Source organism: Candidatus Allofournierella excrementavium (assembly GCF_048526665.1).
In the GTDB taxonomy this organism is placed as follows: domain Bacteria; phylum Bacillota; class Clostridia; order Oscillospirales; family Ruminococcaceae; genus Allofournierella_A; species Allofournierella_A excrementavium.
On record NZ_DBGFPE010000017.1, the window covers coordinates 1 to 13,694 of the forward strand.

Sequence of the window (13,694 nt, forward strand, 5' to 3'; positions counted from 1 at the left end):
GCAAGCTGTGTCACTTCATTCTCAAACTTGCCGATATAATTGAAATATATGCTGATGTGCTGGATTGCGTATCTCGCCCTTTTCTGGTCGCGCTCATGCACTTCAATCCGGCTGATAAACTCGTTGAGAATGGTGGGTGTAAGGTCGGTAAAGGCAGCATGGCGTTCCGTCAGCTTCAAAAACTTCTGCGCCCGTCCTCCCGCGTTCTCATAAGCGGATAGCTGCTCTTGGAGCGTGGCAAGCTCCGCTTTCAGCGCATAGTATTCTTCCGAATACTTCTGCGACATCTGCTCATAACGGTCTTGCGGGATCGTGCCGAGGGCGTTGTCCTCATAGAGCTTATTCAGCACCTTGTCAATCTGTTCAAGGCGCGTCGTGATTTGCGGAATACGCTTCTGCTGCTTCTTGGTCTGGTCGGTCTGCTGCATGGCAAGGTTCTTTTTCACTAAGGCTTCAAACTCCGCCCGGTTGCTGATAGAATAGTCCTCGATTTTCTTCAGCACTTCCGCGATGGTCTGCATGAGCAAGTCCGCGTCCATGATGTGCGGGGAATGGCATTTGGGGTTCTTGGCTTTCCCCTTGTGGTACTCGCTGCAATAGGCAACGTGCCGCTTGCCGCCGTTTCTGTAATCTATGCGGATGTGCATTTTTGCGCCGCAATCCTTACAGAAAAGCAAGCCCGACAAAGGGTGGATTTCCCCGTCCCCGTTGGGGCGTCTGACGGGCGCGTTTTCCAAAATCCGCTGTGCGGTTTCAAAGTCGGCGCGGTCAATAATCGGCTCATGCACATTTTCGGTTATCTGCCATTGGCTCCGGTCTACATAGTGGTTCCGCTTGTCCCGGAAATGCTTTGTAGTCTTGAAGTTGACTACATCGCCGCAATACTCCTGCCGCGTAAGGATATGGGTCAAGGTGGCTTTGTTCCACTTGTAGCGGTTATCCTCATTGAGCGCCTTGTTTTTACACGTTCCCCGTCCCCGGTCTTTCATGTAGAAAGTGGGGGTAGGGATTTGCTCGTTTTTCAGATATACGGCGATTTGGTTGCGGTTCTTCCCGCCGATAAACAAACGGAAAATAAGGCGCACAACCTCGGCGGCTTCCTCGTCGATTATCCAAAAATCCTTGTTGTCCGGGTCTTTGACATAGCCGTAGGGGGCTTCGGTGGCAATCGGCTTTCCGCTCATGCCTTTGGTCTTAATGCCCGTTTTCACTTTCTTGCTGATGTCCTTTGCGTACCACTCCGACATGATGTTGATAAAGGGCGCAAACTCCAATGTGTCGGGCTTCTCGCTGTCAATGCCGTTGTTGACCGCGATAAAACGCACGTTGTTCCGTCTGAATATCTCCATAGCGTTGCCGACTTGGAGATAGTCGCGCCCCCAGCGGGTAAGGTCTTTCATAATGCAAACGCCGATTTTCCCGTTTTCAACGTCCTCCATCATGCGGGAGTAGGCAGAACGGTCAAAAAATCTGCCGCTTTCATCGTCGTCGATGTAGTGCCGGATATTCGTCAGCCGCTGCCCTCTGGCGTAGTTCTCCAAAAAGATTTTCTGGTTCTGTATGCTGTTGCTCTCGCCGCCGTCCCTGTCCTCGTCCCCTACGGAAAGACGGGAGTAAAGGGCTGTGATTTTGTTGTAATCATTCATGTGCATATCCTCCTGTGCGTCCATGTAGAGTTCCTTTACACTTAAGATTATGCACTCCATCGGGCTGAGCCGTACTCCACGTTATGGCGGTATTTCTTGGCGTTCTTGCCTTTCAGGTACACCGCCAGCCGCAGGCCAGCGCCGCAGCAAAGCCCCACCAGCAAATCCAGCGGGTGCAGGCTGGGCCACCAGCTTGCCAGCGCCACCGGCAGGGTGGAGAAGAACGAGAGCATTTTGGCGGACGCATCCGCGCCGGTCGCCAGCCGCCAGGCTTCCCCCAGGTTGGTGGCAAACAGGCCCAGCAGGAAATAGGGCAGGTTCAGCAGCACCAGCTTTTTCACATTCAGCTGCTTCATCGTTCCAGCTCCTTCCGGCGGCTGCGGTCCACCACGGTATTTTTGAGCAACTCCTTGAACTGGGCCAGCTTCGCCAGCACGGAGGGGCGCTCGGTTTTCTCCGCCTTTTTGACCTTTTTGCCGGTGTACTCGGTAAAAGCAGCGGTCAGGGCGTCGGCGTCGCGGGCTTTGAAGAAGATCAGGTACTTGGGCGGCGATGCGCTGCGGTCCTTTTTCACCGCATAGTCCACGCCGTACTTGCGGGCGATGCGCTCAAAGTCCTTGATGGACGGGTCGTTGATCTCGATGTTGGAAACACCCTGGTTCTGCCCAATGAGCTGCTTCACCGTCTGTTTGCCCTTGGGGGTGACGGGGGAATCCCGGCTGCGCTGCTTTTCCAGCTTTTTCTCCCTGCGGTGGGCCATGTACTTGGATATGGCGGCCTTGAACAGCCGTCCGGTGAACTTGGTGCCGCTGACAATCAGCGTCAAAGTCCTGTTTTCCACTTCCTCCTGCATTTTTCTCGCCTCCCTTCGTCGGTTATGCAGAAAGCGGTCTTGGGTACTAAGGCGGGACCACCAGCCGCCGTAACAGGTGGCGGCCCGTCATACCGTCACCAGAATCAGCGACCGCAGTTCCGCAAAGTGCAGCTTGCCCTTGGGCGTCACCAGCGTGTAGGAGCCGGTGTGGCCGTTGCGGCAGAAGTCTTTCACGCAGAACAGCCCCTCGTTGCTGCCTTTGGCGTAGGGCAGCACACAGCCGGAGGGGGTGCGGTAGACGTACCGGCGTTCCAGCAGGAAACGGACGAACCGCCGCTCCGGCACCTCCAGCTCCTTGGCGGTGGTGCGCAGGTTGGTGCTGTGCCGCAGGTCGATGAACAGGTCGTAGTAGACGGCTTTGCCTTGCAGCTGGGCGTTGTCCGCTTGCAGCGCCGCGTTCTTTTCGCGCTCGGCCAGCAGGTCGGAACAGAGCTTCAGCAGCGCCTCCGGCGAGGTGGCGACCTCCCACAGCTTCTCCCTGGTGAGGTAGGCCCCATGCTGGCGGATGCTGGGCAGGACTTCATCGAACACCCAGCGTTCAAACCGCTCCGCCGAGGGCAGTTTGCTGTGGACGATGAGGCGGTAAACGTCGCCTTCGGGGATAAAGAGCATCTCTACCATCTGTACGGCGGGGGTTCCGTCTGCCTTTTTGCCAGTCTGGACCCCTATGGAACGTTTCGTTCCACAGCGGGTATGGTCGCGGACAGCCTTGCGGGGATTGGTATATCCCAACGCAGTTGCTACGTCCGTTCCGCAGAACAGGTACTTGCCGTCCTCCTCAATGACGCGGATGCTGCCAAACTCCGGGTTTTTGAAAATTTCCATCTGGTTCATATCGTGCCTCCTTGGGCGGTGCAGCAGAAAAGGCGGCCATTACCAGCCGCCTGCGTGCATATCGTGGTTGACCTGGGCCGTGTAGTGGTTGTTCATGGTGGTGGGCGCGTTGAACAGCACGGTCAGCAGGTACTGCTTCATGTTGCGGATTTCGGTGGTGTTGTTGTGCAGGCACTCCATGACGAACTCGATGTGGGAGCTGTCCAGCTTCAAGAACCGGGACCGCACCACCTCATGGGGGAAGTCCGCCCCGGCAATGCGGGTGGTCTTGCGTCTGGCACAGACCGTCTCCACGATCAGCTCCACGATCTCGTCCAAATCCTCCCGGTAGGTCGAAAACTCCCGGCACAGGTGGTCGTACTCGATGTTCTCCAACACCAAATCCCGATAATCCTGCATTTCCTCCACCGACATCGCATCCCGTCCTTTCCGTTCCGGCGGCCTGGCCGCCGCTTTCTCCCGGAAGGGAATGGAATCGGTACTTGGTACATCCGTTGTTTGTTTTTGGGTCTTTGATTTCTCTATATTTAATTCTGCGGGCTTTTCCGTATCCGGGTCAGCCAGATACGGGTTTTCCGTATCTGGTGAAGCCGTATCCGGCTGGGGCGTATCCGGCGCTTTGGGCTGGGGCTGCTCGTAGATAACATACTCGGTGTCGCTGATGCGGCCCTGCCGGTCCCGCAGCTGGTGGCGGACGATGTACCCGGCGCTTTCCAGCTCCCGCAGCGCCCCTCCGATGGCGTCCACGCCCTCCTTGCAAATTTTGGCGAGGCCGCGTGTGGTGTAGTTCCAGTCCTCCGGCAAGGACAGCATCATGGAAAGCAGTCCCTTGGATTTCAGCGACAGCGCCTTGTCGCGGAGGTGGTGGTTGGACATCACGGTATAATCACGGGTCCGTTCAATGCGAAAAACGGCCATTTCATCACTCCTCTCGGCATTCATGGCATGAAAAAAGCCGCTGTCAGTTATGACGCGGCTCAAACTTCATAGAAAACTCCGGGCATCCCGTCAAAGGGATGGTCGTTGATGTCCTCAAAGGCATCGGTAATCTCCTCTGGCGGATAGTCCTTCCAGTCCCGGCCCTTGACGATATGGTGGACCGTGCGGTAGCAGGTAGAAAACCGCTCGTATGCCGAACGGTATTTTGTAGTCACGCCGGACACCTCCACAAACCGTCCATCATCCAGGAGCCATAGTTCCCGGATACAGGCGGCATCCACCTGCGTGGAATGACTTTGGACCGTTTTTTGATAAATGCAGCATCCCCGCTGGGGAAACAGCTCCGGCCCGTAATAGTCCAGGGCACACGCATGGCTGCCGGAAGTCTGGTAGGCAAGGACGCTTTCCCCGCGATAGCGCACGCCCTGCGCCACAAGCTCCAGGTCCAGTCTGGAAAGCGCCCGTTTCCGTTCCTTTTTATCAGGGAACAGGTGCAGATACGCTGTGCGAATGGCATCACAGATTTCTTTTTCTCTGAACATCTCATTTCCTCCGTTTTTTCTTTACATACAGGACGTGGCCCTCAATCACATGGGCGCACTTTTTGATTTTGATCTCCCGGCGCTGATGGCTGAGTAAGGCGGCCTGATACCCGTCCTCGGTAAGAAACAGCCGGGTTTCATCGCCGGGGCTGCCGTAGGTGCAGGAGCGCAGGACGGAAAATTCGATCATCCAGCGGGTATTGTCCCGAAATCGCTCCACGGCAAGAATGTTGTGTCCTTTCAGCTCACGGGCTGAAATATCCCTCATAGGCGCTCCTTTCATCGCTCCTGGTCTCTCTGGCGCTTGCGCTGCCACGCTTCCAGCAGCTTGATAATGGTCTCCTGCATCCGGGCGGGGGTGTAGCTCCTGGGAAAATACTTGCGCAGGGTGTCGCTGGTGAAGGTGATCTTATCCAGGTCGCTTTTCTTTTCTTCCCCCATGATGACCCGCATCATGTCGAGGGTCAGGTGGCCCTCCTGGCTGTACTTTTTCAGCCGCTGGGCCTGGGAGAGCGACGGCGTAGCCTGTTCGCTGTCCATCGCGTCCAGAAGCTGCGTCTGTTCCTCTTTTTTGAGGAAAGACAGCTCATAGGCCGGGTTGAAGGCAATTTTCTTCTCATCCACCATGTCCAGCAGTTCAGGAATCAGCTCCGTCAGGCGGATAAATCTTTTGATTTGCGATTTACTATCAGGACTGTTCTCTGCGGCGGTCAACTTCGGCCCAACTTGGGCCGAAGTTAAATCCGTTCTCGCCCCCTGGTGCTTGATGGCCTCCAGCTTCATTTTGTAAGCAAAAGCCCGCTCGCTGGGGAACAGACTTTCCCGCTGCAAATTGCTGTCAACCATGATAATGGTGGCCTGATCGTCGTCCAGGTCGCGGACAATGACCGGCATGGTATCCTTGCCCGCCAGTTCGCTGGCCCGGTGACGCCGGTGCCCGGCAACCAACTCATAGCCGCCGTTCGGGTCCGGGCGGGCGATGGCGGGAACCAGCACGCCGTACTGCCGGATGCTGTCGGCGGTCTCCATCATGGCCTCATCGTCCTTGACCTTAAAGGGGTGGTCCTTGAACGGGTGCAGCTCGGACAGGGGGATTTCCAGAACTTTTTCCCGTTGGGCGTCAGCCCGGCTTTCTTCCGTAGAAAACAGGTCATCTACCGAGGCCAGCTCTACTTTTTTCGCGCTGCTTTTCAAGTTTCAACACCTCCTTCGTCAGATTGCGGTAGCCCTCGGCCACCTTGCCGCCGGGGTCGTGGGCGAAAATGCTCTTGCCCTCGGCGCTGGTCTCCTTGGCCCGGACCGAATGGGGAATCTCGGTGCCGAACACCTTGATTTTGCTGCCGTAGGTCTCCCGCAGCAGGGCGGCGATTTCTTTCGCAAAATTGGTTCGGCTGTCCACCATCGTCAGCAGGATGCCGTCGATCTGGAGCTTGGGGTTCAACTGCCGCTTGACCTTGTTGATGGTGGACAGCAACTGCTCCAGCCCCTTGGCGGGCAGGTACTCCGCCTGGACGGGGACTATAATCCTGCCAGCGGCGGCCAAAGCGTTGACCGTGAGCATCCCCAGGGAAGGCTGGCAGTCGATGAGGATATGGGAATACTGTCCCTTTACGGTGTCCAGATACTGCCGCAGAACGGTCTCGCGGCTCATGGCGTTCACCAGCGACACCTCCATGCCAGACAGCTGGATGTCGGCGGGCATGAGGTCCACGCCCTCCGGGTGGTGCAGGATGCCCTCGCCGGGGTGCAGCGGCTCGTCCATGAGGATGCGGCCCATCGCGTCGGACAGAGTAAAGGGCAGCTTGTCCGGCTGCGGGTTGCCCAGGCTGATGGTGAGGCTGGCCTGGGGATCGGCGTCCACCAGCAGCACCTTCTTCCCGGCCTGCGCCAGCCCGATCCCTAAGTTGGCACAAGTGGTCGTCTTGCCGACGCCGCCCTTCTGGTTGGCGACGGCGATGATTTGTGGGTTCATCGTATTTCACCTCGTTTCTGTTTGTCGTGTTTGGTTCTGGAAATAGAAAAAGCCGCCACTACTTTCTTGAAAAAGGAGTGACGGCTTTTTCTGATCCCGGAACATTAGTCCCCGGAAATGCAAAAAGCGCCCAGCAGGAACACTGAGCGCTTTCGCAATAAAATCATATTCATTTGTTCAGATTTGGTCAAACTATGCCAAACCGATTTTGCATAAAAATGCAGAGAGGCCAAAAGACAAAAATGACCTTCGGGGTGGGTCAAGGGGCAAAAAAGTTGTCCTATGATTTAACCCATTAGCCCTCATTTTTGGGGCGGTTGTCCTTTATTTAACCCATAAAAATTGGTTCAAAACGGGTCAGACTACTCCAAAATTCGTCAAACGAGACAGAACTTTTGAAATAGAAAAAGCCCGGAAAACCGCGGTTTTCCGAGCTTTTTTGATGCTTTTGGGGCGTTGATCAGCGCTTGCTGAACTGCGGAGCGCGACGGGCGGCTTTGAGGCCGTACTTCTTGCGCTCCTTCATACGAGGATCGCGGGTCAGGAAGCCAGCCTTCTTCAGAGCAGGACGCAGATTCTCGTCGTACTGCAGCAGGGCGCGGGAGAGGCCGTGACGGATGGCGCCGGCCTGGCCGGAAACGCCGCCGCCGTTCACGCGGACCACGATGTCGAACTTGCCTTCGACCTCGGCCACAGCCAGGGGCTGACGAACGATCAGCTTCAGGGTCTCCAGGCCAAAGTAATCGTCGATGTCACGATCGTTGATGGTGATCTTGCCGGTGCCGGTGTAGACGCGAACGCGGGCAACGGAATTCTTACGACGACCGGTGCCGTAGAAATAAGGTTTCGTCTCGTACATATTCTATTGCCTCCTATTAAAACTCGTAGACTTCGGGCTTCTGGGCCGCGTTCAGGTGCTCGGCGCCCTTGTAGCAGCGCAGGCGGGTCATGGCCTTGGCGCCCAGGGTGTTGGCGGGGATCATGCCCTTCACCGCAACGTACATGGCCTTGTCGCTGTTCTCAGCCATCAGGGTCTTGTACTGGGTCTCTTTCAGGCCGCCGATCCAGCCGGAATGGGTGCGGTAGTACTTCTTCTCCAGCTTCTTGCCGGTGAGGACCGCCTGGTCGCAGTTGATGATGATGACATGGTCGCCGCAGTCCACATTGGGGGTGAAGGTGACCTTGTTCTTGCCGCGCAGCAGCACGGCGGCTTTGGCGGCAACGCGGCCGAGGGGCTTGCCCGCGGCGTCGATCACATACCACTTGCGCTCGGTCTGGGCGGGTTTGGCGAGAGTAGTGCTCATTTGCTGTTCCTCCTGATTTTCTTTTCGTGCCAAAAGGCGCGTGAATGCGGTTTGGCGCACATCGGCGCAAGGTTGATTATAACCGAAAGCCAAAGCCGCGTCAAGCACTTTTTTCGATTATTTTGATTTAATCCCGGCTCGCTCGCTTATTCTCTCTCATACTCTCTTATTCTCTCGTTTGCTCACTTTCTATTTTTTCAAATTTTCGCGCAAAGTTTGTGCAGATTGCCCCGTATGTGGTATAATGACCGGGAAAAGCGCCTCTTTGCCCCTTGCGGCATGGAGCGCTCGTCTTTATAATACATTATATGGAAGGGGGCTGCCCCATGCAGCGTCTGGAAGGACTGATGCGCAAAGCCATTCAGGAATACGGCATGATCGCGCCCGGCGACCGGGTGTGCGTGGGCGTTTCCGGCGGCAAGGACAGCGTGGCCCTCACGGTGGGCCTTGCCCGCCTGCGGGAGTATCTGGGCATCCCCTTCGAGGTGGTGGCCGTGAGCCTGGACCCCCAGTTCGGGAACACTCCCACGGATTACTCGCCGCTGGAACAGCTGTTCGCGGAGTATAACGTGGAGTACCACATCCGCCGCAGCGAGATCGGTCATGTGGTGTTCGATCTGCGCCAGGAGAAGAACCCCTGCGCCCTCTGCGCCAAGATGCGCCGGGGCCTTTTGCACAACACCGCCAAGGAACTGGGCTGCAACCGGGTGGCCCTGGGCCATCACCTGGACGACGCGGTGGAGACCTTTTACATGAACCTCTGGGGCGAGGGGCGGCTGGGCTGCTTTTCGCCGGTGACCTGGCTGTCCCGCAAGGAGCTGTATCTCATCCGGCCCATGGTGCTGGCCACCGAGGCCGAGGTGCGCCGGGCGGTGCGGGAGCTGGACCTGCCTGTGGTGAAGAGCGCCTGTCCCGCGGACGGCGCCACCCGCCGCCAGGAGATGAAAGATTACGTGGCGGCCATGGCCAAAAAGGACCCGGCCTTCCGCCAGAAGATGCTGGGGGCCCTGCAGGATGCCGGCCTGGACGGCTGGGCTCCCCTGCCCGGCACCGAAGGCCGCAGAGCCCGCCGGTGAGCGCGGGCCATTCCGCCGCCTGATGGCGGCAAGCGAGGTGTTACCATTGGAGTTTGAAAAGCACTGCTGGGCCGAGGTGGACCTGGACGCCCTCGCCCATAACTTTAAGCTCATCGCGGCCCACGCCGCCCCCGCCAAGGTGTGCGCGGTGGTGAAGGCCGGGGCCTACGGCCACGCCGACGGCATGGTGTGCCAGACGCTGCAGGCCGCCGGGGCCGAATGGTTCGCGGTGAGCTGCCTTGCCGAGGCGCTGCACCTGCGCTCCGGCGGGGTGACGGGGCACATCCTCATCCTGGGCCACACCGACCCGGCCTATGCCGCCCAGCTCATCAGCAACGACCTGACCCAGGCGGTGTTCAGCGGGGCCTACGCCCAGGCGCTGAGCGAGAACGCCCGGGCCGCGGGCGGCCGGGTGAAGGCCCATCTGAAGGTGGACACCGGCATGGGCCGGCTGGGCTTTGACGCCCGCAGCGAAGAGCACATCGAGGCCTGCGTGTCCGCTTTGGCGGGCTGCTGCGGCCTGCCGGGCCTCCAGGTGACGGGCCTGTTCCAGCACTTCGCCGTGGCGGACAGCCACGCCCCCGAAGACATCGCCTACACCGCCGGCCAGCACGACCGGTTCGTGAAGGTGGCCGAGGCGCTGAAAGGCCGGGGCGTCGCCCTCGAGACCGTTCACTGCTGCAACTCTGCCGCCCTCACCGAGCACCCGGAATGGGGCATGGACCTGGTGCGGCCGGGCATCATCCTCTACGGCTGCGACCCCAGCGACGAGGTGCACTTTGAGGGTCTGCGCCCGGTGCTGCGCTTAAAGGCCCGGGTGAGCCAGGTCAAGACCATCGAGGCGGGCCAGTCGCTAAGTTACGGCCTGCTCTACACCGCACCCGGCCCCCGCCGGGTGGCTACCCTCTGCGTGGGCTACGCCGACGGCTACCCCCGCAGCCTGACCAATCAGGGGGTGTGCAGCATCCACGGCCAGAGCGCCCCGGTCATCGGCCGGGTGTGCATGGACCAGCTGATGGTGGACGTGACCGACCTGGACGGCGTGGACGCCGGCGACGAAGCCTGCATCTTCGGTGCGCCGGGCTGTGACACCATCGAAGATGTGGCCCGCAAGGCGGGCACCATCCCCTACGAGATCATGTGCGCGCTGGCGCTGCGGGTGCCCCGGGTCTACCTCAAGGGCGGCGAGGCCGTGGGGCTGGCGGACTATCTGAACCAGACTTCATTCTGACGCATCGGAGGGCAGGAAAATGAGCAAGCTGCTTGTGGTGGTGGACTACCAGAAAGACTTTGTGGACGGCGCGCTGGGCTACCCCGGCGCGGAGGCGCTGGAAGGCCCTCTGCACGACAAGGTGAAAGCGGCGCTGGCCGACGGCTGGAAGGTAATTTTCACCCGGGACACCCACGCCCCCGATTACCTCGACACCCGGGAGGGCCGTTTCCTGCCGGTGCCCCACTGCATCGAGGGCAGCGAGGGCTGGCACCTTTACGGCAGGCTGGCCGAATTTGAGACGGCGGGCAATGAAAGCATCGCCTTTGTGGACAAGCCCACCTTCGGCAGCATGGAGCTGCCCGAGGCGGCCCGCGCCCTCTGCGGCGGCGAGCCGGAGGAGATTGCCCTGTGCGGCGTAGTCACCAACATCTGCGTGGTGAGCAACGCGGTGGTGCTGCACTCCGCCTTTCTTTCCAGCACCATCACCGTGCTGAAAGACCTGTGCGGCACCGGCGACAACGCCATGGGCCAGAAGGCCCTGGACCTGCTGGCGGGCATGGGCTACAACGTGATTTAAAATAAGCGCCGGGGCTGCCCGGCTTCACACCTGTTTTTTGGAGGGGACCTGTTTGTCGAAAAAGAACATCCGCAATTTCTGCATCATCGCCCACATCGACCACGGCAAGAGCACCCTGGCCGACCGCATTCTGGAAAAGACCCACAGCGTGGATGAGCGCCAGATGGAGGACCAGCTGCTGGACAACATGGAGCTGGAGCGGGAGCGTGGCATCACCATCAAGGCCCGGGCGGTAACGCTGGACTACACCGCCCGCAGCGGCGAGCACTACGAGTTCAACCTCATCGACACCCCGGGCCACGTGGACTTCGGCTACGAGGTGAGCCGCAGCCTTGCCGCCTGCGAGGGCGCGGTGCTGGTGGTGGACTCCACCCAGGGCGTGGAGGCGCAGACGCTGGCCAACACCTATCTGGCGCTGGAGCACGACCTGGAACTGGTGCCCATCCTGAACAAAATTGACCTGCCCAGCTCCGAGCCGGACCGGGTGGCCAAAGAGGTGGAGGACGTGATCGGCCTGCCCTGCATGGACGCGCCCCGGGTGAGCGCCAAGATGGGCATCGGCATCGAGGACGTGCTGGAAAAGGTCATCACCGACATCCCCGCCCCCAAGGGGGACGAGACCGCGCCGCTCAAAGCCCTCATCTTCGACAGCGTCTACGACAGCTACAAGGGCGTCATCGTCTATATCCGGGTGTTCGAGGGCACGGTGAAGCCCGGCGACACGGTGCGGATGATGGCCACCGGCGCGGAGTTCACCCTGGTGGAGGTGGGCCGCATGGGCGCCACCAGCCTGATGCCCTGCGACCATCTGGAGGCGGGCGAAGTGGGCTACCTCACCGCCAGCATCAAGAACGTGCGGGAGACCCGCGTGGGCGACACCGTGACCCTGGTGTCGAACCCCACCCCCGAACCCCTGCCCGGCTACCGCAAAGTGACGCCGATGGTGTTCTGCGGCATCTACACCGTGGACGGCGCGAAGTATCCCGATTTGAAGGACGCGCTGGAAAAATTGCAGCTGAACGACGCGTCTTTGAGCTTTGAGCCGGAGACCAGCGCGGCGCTGGGCTTTGGCTTCCGCTGCGGTTTCCTGGGCCTTTTGCACCTGGACATCATCACCCAGCGGCTGGAGCGGGAGTTCGATCTGGACCTCATCACCACCGCCCCCAGCGTGGAATACCGCTTCACCCTCACCGACGGCACCGTTCTCACCATCGAGAACCCGTCGGACTACCCCGACCCGGGCCGCATCGCCAAGCAGGAAGAGCCCTATGTGGACGCTCACATCTACACCCCCACCGAGTATGTGGGCAGCCTGATGGACCTGTGCCAGGACCGGCGGGGCACCATGATCGACATGAAGTATCTGGACGCCGAGCGGGTGGACCTGCACTATGAGCTGCCCCTGGGCGAGATCGTCTACGACTTCTTCGACGCCATCAAGAGCCGCAGCCGGGGCTACGCCAGCTACGACTACGAGATGAAAGGCTTCAAGGAGAGCAAGCTGGTCAAGCTGGACATGCTGCTGAACGGCGACATGGTGGACGCACTGAGCATGGTGGTCCACGCGGACAAGGCCTACGCCAAGGGCCGCCGGCTGGCCGAGCGGCTGAAGGAAAACATTCCCCGCCAGATGTTTGAAATTCCCATCCAGGCGGCCATCGGCGGCAAGGTCATCGCCCGCGAGACGGTGAAGGCCATGCGCAAGGACGTGCTGGCCAAGTGCTACGGCGGCGACATCACCCGAAAGAAAAAGCTGCTGGAAAAGCAGAAGGAAGGCAAAAAGAAGATGCGCCAGCTGGGCAGCGTGGAACTGCCCAGCGAGGCCTTCACCGCCGTGCTCAAGCTGGACGAGAACTGACACACACAAAAAAGGGCCGCCCCTGTGGGGCGGCCCTTCTGTTTTAAAAATCAGTCGCGGCTGCGGGAGAAGATGCGCAGGATATAGAGGAACAGGTTGATGAAGTCCAGATACAGTTCCAGCGCCGAGAACACCGAGGCCTTTTTCGCCAGTTCCGGGTTGCCGGCGTAGGCAAAGTAGGCGGCCTTGATCTTCTGGGTGTCGTAGGCGGTGTAGCAGGCGAAGATGACGATGCCCACGCAGCACAGCAGGATGTTCACCCCGCCGAAGAAGATGCCGAACACGCTGACGATGAGCATGGCGATGAGGCCGAACATCAGGGGTTTGGCCCAGCCGGACAGGTCCTGCTTGGTAAGGTAGCCGTAGGCCGCCATGATGCCGAAGTAGAGGGCGGTGGCGCCGAAGGCCAGCACCAGATCGAACATCTGGTAGAGGTAGAAGTAGCAGCTGAACACCAGACCGTTGAGGGCGGCGTAGAGGAAGAACATGCCCCGGGCGGTGCCCACGCCGATCTTGTGGATGCGGGCGCTCATCACCATCACCACCGCGATCTCGGCGATGGCCAGGCCCCAGAACAGCAGGGAGTTGCGCAGCAGCAGGATGCCGATGCCGCTGGCATAGCCCGCCAGCGCCACCAGGAAGGTGACCGTCAGGCCGGCGAACATCCAGCCGAAGGTCTTGGCGGTGTATTCCGCCAGCGTCTCATAGCGGGCATTGGTGCTGAACACGCCGTCCGGCCCCTGGCTGGCGTAAAAGGTATTGTTTTCGGGCTCAAAGCCCTGTCCGTATGGTTCATTCATGGGGATTCTCCTCCTTTTGCCTTATTATACCGCAGAATATCGCCGGAATTGTAAACAAA

The 13,694-nt window shown here is 59.6% G+C and carries 15 protein-coding genes and 1 pseudogene; 4 read left to right on the plus strand and 12 right to left on the minus strand.

The window, feature by feature from the left end:
- From ACMI1Q_RS05310 to rplM, 11 genes and pseudogenes are all read right to left on the minus strand, one after another.
- A partial coding sequence (locus tag ACMI1Q_RS05310) for a recombinase family protein (RefSeq protein WP_419503041.1) occupies nt 1-1,670 on the minus strand: 1,670 nt, incomplete at its 3' end.
- Between the two features lie 32 nt (nt 1,671-1,702).
- Nucleotides 1,703-2,002: pseudogene (locus ACMI1Q_RS05315) on the minus strand (type IV secretory system conjugative DNA transfer family protein); the annotation flags it as partial.
- Nucleotides 1,999-2,499 (minus strand): PcfB family protein, encoded by a 501-nt coding sequence (locus ACMI1Q_RS05320; protein ID WP_419503042.1) that lies wholly within the window; start codon nt 2,497-2,499, stop codon nt 1,999-2,001. The gene ACMI1Q_RS05320 and the pseudogene ACMI1Q_RS05315, both read right to left, overlap by 4 nt.
- A gap of 87 nt (nt 2,500-2,586) precedes the next feature.
- The gene (locus tag ACMI1Q_RS05325; protein WP_419503043.1) at nt 2,587-3,354 is read right to left on the minus strand and encodes a BRO family protein; all 768 of its coding nucleotides are present in this window, start codon (nt 3,352-3,354) and stop codon (nt 2,587-2,589) included.
- A gap of 39 nt (nt 3,355-3,393) precedes the next feature.
- Nucleotides 3,394-4,272, minus strand: coding sequence for a DUF6017 domain-containing protein (locus tag ACMI1Q_RS05330; RefSeq protein WP_419503044.1), 879 nt, complete (start codon nt 4,270-4,272; stop codon nt 3,394-3,396).
- A 59-nt stretch (nt 4,273-4,331) separates the two neighbouring features.
- A complete protein-coding gene (locus ACMI1Q_RS05335; protein WP_419503045.1) occupies nt 4,332-4,835 on the minus strand; it encodes a hypothetical protein in 504 nt (167 codons plus the stop codon).
- 1 nt (nt 4,836) lies between these two features.
- Entirely contained in the window at nt 4,837-5,103 is a 267-nt protein-coding gene (locus ACMI1Q_RS05340; RefSeq protein ID WP_419503154.1) for a DUF5720 family protein, read from the minus strand.
- Nucleotides 5,104-5,114: 11 nt separating this feature from the next.
- Nucleotides 5,115-6,029 (minus strand): ParB/RepB/Spo0J family partition protein, encoded by a 915-nt coding sequence (locus ACMI1Q_RS05345; RefSeq protein WP_419503046.1) that lies wholly within the window; start codon nt 6,027-6,029, stop codon nt 5,115-5,117.
- Nucleotides 5,986-6,807, minus strand: coding sequence for a ParA family protein (locus ACMI1Q_RS05350; RefSeq protein WP_419503047.1), 822 nt, complete (start codon nt 6,805-6,807; stop codon nt 5,986-5,988). The genes ACMI1Q_RS05345 and ACMI1Q_RS05350 overlap by 44 nt, the downstream gene beginning before the upstream one ends.
- A 460-nt stretch (nt 6,808-7,267) precedes the next feature.
- A complete protein-coding gene (gene rpsI, locus ACMI1Q_RS05355) occupies nt 7,268-7,666 on the minus strand; it encodes a 30S ribosomal protein S9 (RefSeq protein WP_177521982.1) in 399 nt (132 codons plus the stop codon).
- Between the two features lie 16 nt (nt 7,667-7,682).
- On the minus strand, nt 7,683-8,111 hold the full coding sequence (gene rplM, locus ACMI1Q_RS05360) for a 50S ribosomal protein L13 (protein WP_177521983.1): 429 nt from the start codon (nt 8,109-8,111) through the stop codon (nt 7,683-7,685).
- Nucleotides 8,112-8,437: 326 nt separating this feature from the next.
- Between rplM and ACMI1Q_RS05365 the strand changes: the two genes are divergently transcribed.
- Genes ACMI1Q_RS05365 through lepA form a run of 4 tightly spaced genes read left to right on the plus strand, consistent with a single transcriptional unit; the run spans nt 8,438 to nt 12,835 of the window.
- Nucleotides 8,438-9,187, plus strand: a complete 750-nt coding sequence (locus ACMI1Q_RS05365) for a tRNA 2-thiocytidine biosynthesis TtcA family protein (RefSeq protein ID WP_330059024.1) — start codon at nt 8,438-8,440, stop codon at nt 9,185-9,187.
- A 46-nt stretch (nt 9,188-9,233) separates the two neighbouring features.
- A complete protein-coding gene (gene alr, locus ACMI1Q_RS05370; protein WP_419503048.1) occupies nt 9,234-10,418 on the plus strand; it encodes an alanine racemase in 1,185 nt (394 codons plus the stop codon).
- A 19-nt stretch (nt 10,419-10,437) separates the two neighbouring features.
- Nucleotides 10,438-10,977, plus strand: coding sequence for a cysteine hydrolase family protein (locus ACMI1Q_RS05375; protein WP_417026047.1), 540 nt, complete (start codon nt 10,438-10,440; stop codon nt 10,975-10,977).
- A gap of 52 nt (nt 10,978-11,029) precedes the next feature.
- Complete coding sequence (gene lepA / locus ACMI1Q_RS05380) at nt 11,030-12,835, plus strand: translation elongation factor 4 (RefSeq protein ID WP_394981351.1); 1,806 nt, start codon at nt 11,030-11,032, stop codon at nt 12,833-12,835.
- 50 nt (nt 12,836-12,885) lie between these two features.
- Here lepA and ACMI1Q_RS05385 read toward each other — a convergent pair whose 3' ends face one another.
- Nucleotides 12,886-13,635 (minus strand): Bax inhibitor-1/YccA family protein, encoded by a 750-nt coding sequence (locus tag ACMI1Q_RS05385; protein ID WP_330059028.1) that lies wholly within the window; start codon nt 13,633-13,635, stop codon nt 12,886-12,888.
- Nucleotides 13,636-13,694: the final 59 nt, after the last annotated feature.